Consider the following 10,389-nt stretch of genomic DNA (forward strand, 5'->3'; position numbering starts at 1 on the left):
AGCCATGACTACTTCTTCAACTCCCCAGCAGCCGGCGCAGGTTCGCACCGCCGCCCCGGACTCCGCGCCGAAGCCGCTCTTCGGCACCGTGCTCGTCGCCAACCGCGGCGAGATCGCCTGCCGCGTGATCCGCACGCTCCGCGCGCTCGGTATCCGTTCGGTGGCCGTCTACAGCGACGCCGACGCCGGTGCCCGCCACGTGCGGGAAGCCGACCTCGCCGTGCGGATCGGCCCGGCGGCCGCCGCCGAGAGCTATCTCAAGATCGAGGCGATCATCCAGGCGTGCCGCGAGACCGGCGCCGATGCCGTGCACCCGGGCTACGGCTTCCTGAGCGAGAACGTCGACTTCGCCCGCGAACTGGAGAAGGCCGGTATTACGTTCATCGGCCCCGGCGTCGAGTCGCTCAATGTCATGGGGGACAAGATCCGGTCCAAGAACCACGTCGCCGGCTACGGAGTCCCCGTGGTCCCGGGCATCGCCGAGCCCGGCATGACCGACGCGCAGCTCATCGAGGCCGCGGCCGGCGTCGGCTTCCCCCTGCTGATCAAGCCCTCCGCCGGGGGCGGCGGCAAGGGCATGCATATTGTCGAGCGCCCCGACGAGCTGGAGGCCACCCTGGCTACCGCCCGCCGCGTCGCGGCCAGCGCCTTCGGCGACGACACGTTGTTCCTGGAGCGGCTCGTCACCACCCCGCGGCACATCGAGGTCCAGGTGCTGGCGGACAACTACGGCAACGTCGTCCATCTGGGGGAGCGCGAGTGTTCGCTGCAGCGCCGCCACCAGAAGGTCATTGAGGAAGCCCCCTCGCCGCTGCTGGAATCCCTCCCCGACGGCGAAGCCGTCCGAGCGAGGATCGGCGAGGCGGCCTGCAACGCCGCCCGCAGCGTCCGCTACAGCGGCGCCGGGACCGTGGAATTCCTGGTCTCGGACAACGCTCCGGACGAATTCTTCTTTATGGAGATGAACACGCGACTGCAGGTGGAGCATCCGGTCACCGAGATGGTCACCGGCGTCGACCTCGTTGAATGGCAGGTGCGGATCGCCGCCGGCGAGGAACTCACCGTCCGCCAGGACGACGTCGTGCTTAACGGGCACTCGGTGGAGGCGCGCGTCTACGCCGAAATTCCCGAACGGAACTTCCTGCCGTCAACCGGACATGTCCTTCTCCTGGACGAAGTGCCCGGCCCCGCGCAACGGCCAAGCGCCCCTGCCCGCAACGAGGTCGGGGCAGGCCGGGGCCGCGTCCGCGTGGACTCGGCGCTCATGGATGGCCTCGAGATCTCGTCAAGCTACGACCCCATGATTTCCAAGGTGATCGCCTGGGGCCAGGACCGCACCGCCGCCCTCGACACCCTGGACGAGGCGCTTGCCGGGTACACGGCGCTGGGCATCGACACCAACGTCGAGTACCTGAGGCTTCTGATCAACGACGCCGACGTCCGCGCCGGGCGCCTCGACACGGGCCTGATCGAACGCAAGATGCCGCAGTTCGTGTTCCGCCGCGTGGGCGACTTCGAACTGGTGGCTGCAGCTCTGTTCGCTGCAGCACGGGAAACGGAGCAGGACAGGCAGCAGGCCCCGGCGGGGGTGTGGCAACGGAAGGATGGGTGGCGGCCCGGCGGGCACGCACCGCGCCGTATCAGCCTTGGAACGTCCGACGGCGGTGTTGCCACGGTGGCACTGCGCGGCGGGGCAGCAACGAGGGAGACTGCCGTGTCGGTGGACGGCGGCCCGTGGCAGACTGCATCCGCGGATTTCTCGAGCCGTCGCAGTGCCCGGGTCGCGCTGGATGGCGAGACGAGGACGTACTCGTTTGCGCCGGTTTATTCAGGGCCTGTCACGCCGGACTGGTACAACCCGCAGCCGGGCGTCCCCACGGAATTGTTCCTCGGCAACGACGGCTGGTCCTGCCGGCTGGACATCCTTACCCGCGAAGCCCGGCTGGCCCGGGTGCTCGCGGCGATCGAGCGCGAGGAAGGCGCCGCTGACCCGGCCGTGCGCTCGCCGATGCCCGGCACCGTGGTATCCGTCAACGTCAGCAACGGCGATGCCGTGCAGTCCGGCCAGATCCTGCTTTCGGTGGAGGCCATGAAGATGGAGCACCAGCTCGTGGCGCCGCTCGCCGGCACCGTGCATATCAGCGTCACGTCCGGTGACCTCGTCAAGGCGGACCAGGTCGTCGCGAGCATCCACCCGCAAGAGCCCTCGAAGGCGGAGGACACGGTGGAAGAATCCGTCATCGCCATGGGCGCGGCAGAGTAGCCCCCGCGTCAATACCAAATACATCAAACACACCCGATACAGAGTTAAGACAAGGAAGTCCCAACATGGCTGATTTTGAGCTCAGCGAGGAATACCAGGACCTCAGCAACACCGTCCGCGAATTCGCCGATGAAGTGGTGGCGCCGGTTTCCGCCAAACACGACGAGGAACACAGCTTCCCCTACGAGATCGTGAAGCAGATGGCGGACATGGGGCTCTTTGGCCTGCCGTTCCCGGAAGAGTTCGGCGGCATGGGCGGTGACTACTTTGCCCTCGCGCTGGCGCTGGAGCAGCTGGGGCGGGTGGACCAGTCCGTGGCCATCACGCTGGAAGCCGGCGTGTCCCTCGGCGCCATGCCTGTGTATCGCTTCGGCACTGACGCCCAGAAGGAGGAATGGCTGCCGTCGCTGGCGTCCGGCCAGGCGCTCGCCGGCTTCGGCCTGACGGAACCCGAGGCGGGCTCCGACGCGGGCGGAACCAAGACCACGGCCCGGCTCGAAGGCGGTGAGTGGATCATCAACGGCAACAAGGAATTCATCACCAACTCCGGGACTGACATCACCCGCCTGGTCACCGTGACGGCCGTAACGGCCAAGCACGAACGCCAGGACGGCACCGTCAAGAAGGAAATCTCCACCATCCTGGTGCCCACCAACACGCCAGGCTTCAAGGCGGAGAAGGCCTACAACAAGGTGGGCTGGAACGCCTCTGACACCCATCCGCTCACGCTCAAGGACGTCCACGTACCGGAGGCAAACCTCCTCGGCGAGCAGGGGCGCGGCTACGCCAACTTCCTCTCCATCCTGGACGAAGGCCGTATTGCCATCGCCGCGCTCGCCACGGGCGCGGCCCAGGGCTGTGTTGACCTGTCCGTGAAGTACGCAAAGGAACGCAGTGCGTTCGGGCAGAACATCGGCAAGTACCAGGCCATCGCGTTCAAGATCGCCCGCATGGAAGCGCGGGCCCACACCGCACGGTTGGCGTACTACGACGCTGCGGCCAGGATGCTTGCCGGGAAGCCGTTCAAGACCCAGGCGGCCATCGCTAAGATGGTCGCAGGTGAGGCAGCCATGGACAACGCGCGGGACGCCACCCAGGTGTTCGGCGGCTATGGCTTCATCAACGAATTCACCGTGGCACGGCACTACCGCGACTCCAAGATCCTTGAAGTGGGGGAGGGCACCACGGAGGTCCAGCTGATGCTGATCGCCCGCGAACTCGGCCTTTAGCTTCCCGCCAGGGAGCGAACCAGGAAGGATCAACGATGATTGACAAGGTTGTTGCCAGTGCCGAGGCCGCTGTTGCCGACATCCCCGACGGCGCCTCGCTCGCCGTCGGAGGCTTCGGGCTGTGCGGCATCCCGGTCGCCCTGATCGATGCCCTTCACCGGCACGGAACCACTGGCCTGGAAACCGTCAGCAACAACTGCGGCGTCGATGACTGGGGGCTGGGAATCCTGCTGAAGGACGGCAGGATCCGCCGCACCATCAGCTCCTACGTCGGGGAAAACAAGGAATTCGCGCGGCAGTACCTCTCCGGCGAACTCGAGGTGGTGCTCACCCCGCAGGGCACGCTCGCGGAGAAACTCCGCGCCGGCGGCGCCGGCATCCCGGCGTTCTACACCCCGGCCGGTGTGGGCACCCAGGTGTCCGACGGCGGCCTGCCGCAGAAGTACGACGCCGACGGCACGATCGCCATCGCTTCGGCGCCCAAGGAAGTCCGCACCTTCAATGGCGCCGACTATGTGCTGGAGGAATCGCTGACCCCGGATTTCGGCCTGGTCCATGCCTGGAAGGGGGACCGGCACGGGAACCTGGTCTTCCATGCCACGGCGATGAACTTCAACCCGCTGTGCGCCATGGCCGGACGGATCACCATCGCCGAGGTCGAGGAACTGGTGGAGCCGGGCGAGCTGGATCCGGAGCATGTTCATGTTCCCGGCATCTTCGTCCAGCGGGTCGTCCTCGCCCCCCGGGGCGAGAAGCGCATCGAAAAGCGGACGGTCGCGGTGTCCTCCGCCGGCAACCCCTCCCCGGGGACTGAGCGCCAGACAACCGGCCAGCAAACAACTGGCCAGGCAGGAGCATAGCCGTGGAATCGAACAGCACGCCGGGAGCCCCGCCCCGTCCCGAAGCCGTACGCCATGAATACCGGCCGCCCGCCGTCGGGCATCCGGCTGGCACCAGCCCCGAAACGAAAGGCTGGACCCGCAACGAACTGGCCGCCCGGGTGGCTGCTGAACTGCAGAACGGCCAGTACGTCAACCTCGGCATCGGGATGCCCACGCTGATCCCCAACTACATCCCGGCGGGCATCGAAGTGGTGCTGCACTCGGAAAACGGCATCCTGGGCGTGGGGCCGTACCCCGGCGAGGACCAGGTGGATCCGGACCTGATCAACGCCGGCAAGGAAACCGTCACCGTGAACAAGGGCGCCGCGTTCTTCGACTCCGCCGCCTCGTTCGGCATGATCCGGGGCGGCCATGTGGATGTGGCCGTGCTCGGCGCCATGGAAGTGGCCCAGAACGGGGACCTGGCCAACTGGATGATCCCGGGCAAGATGGTCAAGGGCATGGGCGGCGCCATGGACCTGGTGTTCGGGGCCAAGAAGGTGATCGTGATGATGGAGCACGTGGACCGCAGCGGCAGGCCCAAGATCGTGCAGCAGTGCACCCTGCCGCTGACCGGAAAAGGGTGCGTGGACCGGATCATCACCGACCTCGCCGTAATCGACGTCGTCACCGAAGGCAGCTCCTCCCGGCTCGTACTGCGCGAACTGGCCCCCAACGTGACGGCCGAGGAAGTCGCCGCGGCCACGGGTGCGGAACTCTTCGAAGAGGACCAGGAACTGACGGTATGACGAATGCTGATGGGGTTTCGACCGGCTCAACCACCGGCAGCCCGCGCGTCGTTGAACAGCGGGGCCTCTACTTCGACGAGCTTGAGGAGGGAGTGGTCTACGCCCACCGCCCGGGCCGGACAGTGACCGAGACGGACAACGTCCTGTTCACCACCATGACCATGAACACCCAGGCGCTGCACCTTGACGCGGCCTGGAGCGCCGGGCAGCCCTTCGGCCAGCGTCTGGTGAACTCGATGTTCACGCTGGCCACTGTGGTGGGGCAGTCCGTTCCGCAGCTGACGCAGGGGACCATCATCGCGCAGCTGGGACTGACCGACGTGTCGTTTCCGCATCCGCTGTACCACGGCGACACTCTCTACACGGAGACGGTCATCACCGGCAAGCGGCTGTCCGCATCCCGGCCGGGCCAGGGAATCGTGACCATGCAGCACACGGGCCGGAACCAGGACGGCGTTGTGGTGGCACTGGCCTCGCGGAGCTGCCTGATGTGGACGCGCGAGGCGCACACGGACACGCAGAAAGAAGCCACCGAAAAGGGGACAATCGAAGCATGACTTTCCTGATGGGTCCCGCCCTGCTCTTCTGTCCTGCCGACCGTCCCGAGCGATACCAAAAGGCCGCGGAGCGTTCCGACGCAGTGATCGTGGACCTGGAGGACGCCGTCGCGCCTGCTGACAAGCAGCGCGCCCGCGGGGCCATCCTCGCCCAGCTGGGCGCCACCGGCGACGTTCCGGAGCTGGACCCCAGCCGGACGATCATCCGGATCAACCCGGCCGGCACGGATGAATTCGAGAAGGACCTGCACTGCCTCAAGCACACCCCGTACCGCCACGTGATGCTTGCCAAGGCCGAAAGTGCCGGCCAGCTCAAGGCGCTGGGGGACTACAGCGTCATCGCGTTGTGCGAGACGGCCGCGGGAATCATCAACGCCGCGGCCATCGCCGCCGAACCCAACGTGGTGGGCCTGATGTGGGGTGCCGAGGACCTGCTCGCGTCGCTGGGCGGGACGTCCAGCAGGAACGACGACGGCAGCTACCGTGCGGTGGCGCTGCATGCCCGGTCCTCGGTGCTGCTCGCGGCCGGGGCCTTCGGCAAGGAAGCCATCGATGCGGTGTACGTCAACATTCCGGACCTTGACGGGCTGGCAGCTGAGTCACGCGACGCTGTTGCTTCGGGATTCGGTTCAAAGGCCTGCATCCACCCCAGCCAGGTTGCCGTGGTCCGTGAAGCGTACGCCCCTGCGGAGTCGGACGTCGCCGCGGCCAAGGAGCTCCTGGCGGCTGCCGCTGCTGCAGGAAGCGGAGTGTTCCAGTTCAACGGCAGGATGATCGACGGCCCGATCCTCAAACACGCTGAATCAACCCTGCGGCGGGCCGCCCGCTAGACCGGGACACCTGACCGCCCCGCAAAGCGAAAAGCCGCAGCCCGGGAGTCCTAGGACTCCCGGACTGCGGCTTTTCCGGGCTACTCCGGCCTGGACGGTCGTGAGGCGTTAGCCCGCCTTCACTGCAAGCACCGGGCAGTCCGCCTCAAGCAGTATCCGTTGGGACGTGCTTCCCAGGATCAGCTTGCCTACGGGGGTGCGGCGGCGCAGACCGATCACAATCAGATCGGCCTTGTGCTCTTCCGCGGCATCCAGTACCTCCGCAGCCGCATCGTGGCCACGGACCGGCTGCTTGATCACATGGTCAATGCCCTGCGCAGCGAGCCGGTCCTCGATGCTCTGGATCTCAGGTTCCTGTGCGTACCGGTTGTCCACCAGTGCATCACCCTTGGAGGAGTTGATGACCAGCAGCCTGCCGTTGCGATTCCGCGCCTCGGCGATGGCCTGGGCGAGCGCTGCTTCACCCTCGGGTGTCGGGACGTATCCCACCACGATCGTCATGGTTGCTCCTTGTTAGCTGTACTTGTTTGTCACTGGTTCATCGTGTGGCCGGCCCTGACTAACCGTCGCCGTCGCCGTCGCTGTGGCCGTCGCCGGACGAACTGTCCGCACGGCGGCTGGCGTGGCTGACGCTGCCGCTAACTTCCCGCGGTTCGGCTGCGCCGGAAGTGGCGGGAAGCAGTGGGCTGCGCATCGGGCGGTTGCGGCGGATCAGCATGAACAGCAGCGGCCAGAGAAGGATGATCGCCACGATGACCCAGATCCCGACGGCGATCGGTTCGCTCCACAGCCCGGCCGGATTGCCGGCGCTGAGCTGGAGGGTCTTGCGCAGCTGGCCTTCCAGGCGCGGCCCCAGGATCACACCCAGGACCAGCGGCAGGACGGGGAGCCCGAAGCGCCTCATCATGAAGCCCAACGCACCAAGCACCAGCAACAGGACCAGGTCGAATGCCTGCAGGTTCACCGAATAGGCGCCCAGCGTAGCGAAGAACAGGATCCCGGCGTAGAGGTACGGCCTAGGGAGCTGCAGGAGCTTTGCCCAGACCGGTGCCAGCGGAAGGTTGATGATCAGGAGCAGGAAGTTGCCGATGAAGAGGCTGGCAATCAGCGCCCAGACCAGCGGCCCCTCGCTGGCGAACAGCTGCGGCCCGGGCTGGATGCCGTAGGACGTGAAAGCTGCCAGCATGACGGCGGCCGTGGCGTTGGTGGGCAGGCCAAGGGCAAGCATGGGGGTCAGCGTGCCTGCCGCCGCGGCGTTGTTGGCGGCTTCCGGCCCGGCAACACCCTCGATGGCGCCGTGGCCGAATTCCTCGGGATGCTTGGAGAGCCGCTTCTCCGTCACGTAGGACAGGAAAGTGGGGATCTCGGCGCCGCCCGCGGGAAGTGCTCCGAAGGGGAACCCAAAAGCCGTACCGCGGAGCCAGGGCTTCCAGGACCGCTTCCAGTCCTGTTTGCCCATCCAGGGCTGTCCTACAGGGATGATGTTCATCGGAGTGCGTCGCAGGTGCGCAGCCACCCACAGTGCCTCGCCGACGGCGAAGATGGCCACAGCCACCACCACGATGTCCAGGCCGTCGGCCAGGAGCGGCATCCCGAACGTGAGGCGCTGCTGGCCAGTGACTGAATCCATGCCCACGAGGCCAATAGCCAGGCCCAGGCCCAGCGACGCGAACCCGCGCAGCCGGGAGGAACCCAGCACGGCGGTGACGGCCAGCAGGGCGAGCACCATGATCGCGAAGTAGCTGGGGGAGCCCAGGCTGACGGCGAACTGGACCACGATCGGCGCGCAGACGGCGAGCAGCGTGGTACCGATGGTGCCGGCAACAAAGGAACCGATGGCGGCGGTGGCCAAAGCCTGTGCCGCCCGCCCGGCTTTCGCCATTTTGTTGCCTTCGATGGCGGTGACCACCGATGACGACTCACCGGGTGTGTTGAGCAGGATGGAGGTGGTGGAGCCGCCATACATGCCGCCGTAGTAGATGCCGGCGAACATGATGAAGGCGCTGGTCGGCTCCAGGGCGTAGGTGACCGGAAGCAGCAGGGCCACGGTCATTGCCGGGCCGAGGCCCGGGAGGACTCCCACGGCCGTGCCGAGGACCACACCGATGACTGCATAGAGGAAATTCATGGGGGTTAGCGCCGTGGCGAACCCGTCCATGAGGGAGGAGAAGACGTCCATTAGAGGATCCCTTCCAGCAAGCCCGCGGGCAATGCGATGCCGAGGCCCAGGAAGAAGCCGTAGAAGGTCAGGATGGACAGGGCCAGTGAGATGAGGCCGTCACGGACGTAGTGCCGTCCGCCGAGGGCCCACACGCTGCCCCAGAACAGCACCGTCCCGGAAATCACCCAGCCGGCCCAGTCGATGAGGAGGATGTTCGCGACGAAGGCGCCAATCAGGGGGAGCACGGTTTTCCAGTCCGCAGGGTGCGCCAGGTCAACATCCTCGCCGCCTTCAGCCTCGCCCTTGCCGCCGCGCATCACATTTACTGCCAGCAGCACGGCGCAGACGATGAGCAGGCCGGCCACGATGAAGGGGACCGTTTTGGGACCCACCGGGTCCGACTTGGAATAGGGTGTCGCCAGGCCGTAGGCGTCAAGGAAGACCATGACCCCGGCCGCTCCGAGCAGGAGGGCGACCCCCAGCTCGGAGCGGCCTTTGAGCCGTGAGGCCACCGTGGGTGAGGAACTCACGCCAAGCCAAGCTTCGTGAGGACGTCCGCCACCCGCTTGTCCTGCTCGGTCAGGAAGGTCTTGAATTCGTCACCGGTGACAAAAGCGTCGGTCCAGCTGTGCGTCTTCAGGGTCTCCTTCCAGGCAGCGGTACCGTGCATCTTCTCGAGGGCTGCGATGAGGGCTGCCTTGTCGGTGTCACTGATTCCCGGAGGGGCAACGATGCCGCGCCAGTTCGTGAAGACCAGGTCGATGTTGGATTCCTTCAAGGTGGGGGCGTCAACGCCGTCCAGCCGCTCTGCGCCGCTGGTAGCCAGCACTCGGACTTCGCCCGATTCGATCTGCTTGAGGTACTCACCGGCGCCCGAGGCAGCGAAGCCGAGTTTGTTGCCGAGGATGGCCGGGAGCAGGTCGCCACCGCCGTCGTAGGAAACAAAGTTGACCTTGGTGGCGTCGATCCCCACGGCTCCTGCGAGCTGCATGGGCAGCAGGTGGTCAGGACCGCCCGGCGAGGAGCCGCCGCCGACGGCGATGGAACCCGGATCCGCCTTCCAGGCCTTCACAAGGTCATCGATGGTCTTGTAAGGCGAATCCTTGCTGACCATGATGGCGCCGGGCTCTTCAATGAGCTTGGCCAGCGGCGTGGTGTCCGTCAGCTTGGACGCGGACTTGTTGGTGTAGCTGGCACCCACCACGCCCAGGCCCATCAGCATCGTGAGGTCGCCGTTGCCCTTTTCGTTGACCACGCGGGCCAGCCCCACGGTGCCCCCGGCCCCGGCGAGGTTGAAGACTTCAGTGTTGGTGGCGATCTTCTCGTCGTCGAGAACCTTCGCGGCGGCACGCGCGGTGGTGTCGTAGCCGCCGCCGGGCGTATTGGGGACCAGGATCTGCAGCCCGGTGACGGGTCCGGCAGCGGCGCTGGAGCTGCCGCTCGTTGAGCTCTTGCCGGTGGCACCGCAGCCGGTGGCCATCAGGGCGATGCCGGCAGCGACGGCGGCAATTCGCAATGCGCGGTTCTGGCGCATGGTGTTCCTCTTCTCAGTAAAGTTCTCGGTAAAGCTAGTCAGCAAGACTGACCGGTGCTCTGATGCTAGGCGCGGAAGTGACAGGCATCACTCTTGTGTACGCAGAGAAAGTTAAGTTCATTTCGTTCACGTTTCCGCGGTCCCACCGGAGGCTCCGGACGGGCGGCTTGCGCGTCTGCCCGGCA

At 66.4% G+C, this 10,389-nt stretch carries 10 protein-coding genes; 6 read left to right on the plus strand and 4 right to left on the minus strand.

What is annotated here, in order from left to right; translation table 11 throughout:
• The first annotated feature begins 4 nt into the window (after positions 1-4).
• The 6 genes from ARTH_RS07040 to ARTH_RS07065 all read left to right on the plus strand — a co-directional run bounded on the left by ARTH_RS07040 (position 5) and on the right by ARTH_RS07065 (position 6,509).
• Positions 5-2,263: an acetyl/propionyl/methylcrotonyl-CoA carboxylase subunit alpha gene (locus ARTH_RS07040; protein ID WP_011691247.1), complete on the plus strand. Its 2,259-nt coding sequence runs from the start codon at positions 5-7 to the stop codon at positions 2,261-2,263.
• Positions 2,264-2,328: 65 nt separating this feature from the next.
• Entirely contained in the window at positions 2,329-3,492 is a 1,164-nt protein-coding gene (locus ARTH_RS07045; protein ID WP_011691248.1) for an acyl-CoA dehydrogenase family protein, read from the plus strand.
• A gap of 35 nt (positions 3,493-3,527) precedes the next feature.
• A complete protein-coding gene (locus tag ARTH_RS07050) occupies positions 3,528-4,352 on the plus strand; it encodes a CoA transferase subunit A (protein ID WP_011691249.1) in 825 nt (274 codons plus the stop codon).
• A 2-nt stretch (positions 4,353-4,354) separates the two neighbouring features.
• Entirely contained in the window at positions 4,355-5,122 is a 768-nt protein-coding gene (locus tag ARTH_RS07055) for a CoA transferase subunit B (protein WP_011691250.1), read from the plus strand.
• The gene (locus ARTH_RS07060; protein ID WP_011691251.1) at positions 5,119-5,679 is read left to right on the plus strand and encodes a MaoC family dehydratase; all 561 of its coding nucleotides are present in this window, start codon (positions 5,119-5,121) and stop codon (positions 5,677-5,679) included. The genes ARTH_RS07055 and ARTH_RS07060 overlap by 4 nt, the downstream gene beginning before the upstream one ends.
• Positions 5,676-6,509: an HpcH/HpaI aldolase/citrate lyase family protein gene (locus ARTH_RS07065; protein WP_011691252.1), complete on the plus strand. Its 834-nt coding sequence runs from the start codon at positions 5,676-5,678 to the stop codon at positions 6,507-6,509. Before ARTH_RS07060 ends, ARTH_RS07065 begins: the two co-directional genes overlap by 4 nt.
• Positions 6,510-6,617: 108 nt before the next feature.
• On the opposite strand, the gene ARTH_RS07070 is transcribed toward ARTH_RS07065, so the two are convergent.
• The 4 genes from ARTH_RS07070 to ARTH_RS07085 are packed head-to-tail and all read right to left on the minus strand — an operon-like array spanning position 6,618 to position 10,204.
• A complete protein-coding gene (locus ARTH_RS07070; RefSeq protein ID WP_011691253.1) occupies positions 6,618-7,010 on the minus strand; it encodes a universal stress protein in 393 nt (130 codons plus the stop codon).
• Between the two features lie 58 nt (positions 7,011-7,068).
• Positions 7,069-8,688 (minus strand): tripartite tricarboxylate transporter permease, encoded by a 1,620-nt coding sequence (locus ARTH_RS07075; RefSeq protein ID WP_011691254.1) that lies wholly within the window; start codon positions 8,686-8,688, stop codon positions 7,069-7,071.
• Positions 8,688-9,200, minus strand: a complete 513-nt coding sequence (locus tag ARTH_RS07080) for a tripartite tricarboxylate transporter TctB family protein (RefSeq protein ID WP_011691255.1) — start codon at positions 9,198-9,200, stop codon at positions 8,688-8,690. The genes ARTH_RS07075 and ARTH_RS07080 overlap by 1 nt, the downstream gene beginning before the upstream one ends.
• A complete protein-coding gene (locus tag ARTH_RS07085; protein WP_011691256.1) occupies positions 9,197-10,204 on the minus strand; it encodes a Bug family tripartite tricarboxylate transporter substrate binding protein in 1,008 nt (335 codons plus the stop codon). Before ARTH_RS07085 ends, ARTH_RS07080 begins: the two co-directional genes overlap by 4 nt.
• Between the last annotated feature and the right edge of the window lie 185 nt (positions 10,205-10,389).

It is taken from the genome of Arthrobacter sp. FB24, assembly GCF_000196235.1.
Lineage (GTDB): Bacteria > Actinomycetota > Actinomycetes > Actinomycetales > Micrococcaceae > Arthrobacter.

What these genes read in the sequence shown, in the direction of transcription:
- ARTH_RS07040 (WP_011691247.1), top strand. Translation starts at nt 5, where the DNA reads ATGACTACTTCTTCAACTCCCCAGCAGCCGGCGCAGGTTCGCACCGCC.
- ARTH_RS07045 (WP_011691248.1), top strand. Translation starts at nt 2,329, where the DNA reads ATGGCTGATTTTGAGCTCAGCGAGGAATACCAGGACCTCAGCAACACC.
- ARTH_RS07050 (WP_011691249.1), top strand. Translation starts at nt 3,528, where the DNA reads ATGATTGACAAGGTTGTTGCCAGTGCCGAGGCCGCTGTTGCCGACATC.
- ARTH_RS07060 (WP_011691251.1), top strand. Translation starts at nt 5,119, where the DNA reads ATGACGAATGCTGATGGGGTTTCGACCGGCTCAACCACCGGCAGCCCG.
- ARTH_RS07065 (WP_011691252.1), top strand. Translation starts at nt 5,676, where the DNA reads ATGACTTTCCTGATGGGTCCCGCCCTGCTCTTCTGTCCTGCCGACCGT.
- ARTH_RS07070 (WP_011691253.1), bottom strand. Translation starts at nt 7,010, where the DNA reads ATGACGATCGTGGTGGGATACGTCCCGACACCCGAGGGTGAAGCAGCG.
- ARTH_RS07075 (WP_011691254.1), bottom strand. Translation starts at nt 8,688, where the DNA reads ATGGACGTCTTCTCCTCCCTCATGGACGGGTTCGCCACGGCGCTAACC.
- ARTH_RS07085 (WP_011691256.1), bottom strand. Translation starts at nt 10,204, where the DNA reads ATGCGCCAGAACCGCGCATTGCGAATTGCCGCCGTCGCTGCCGGCATC.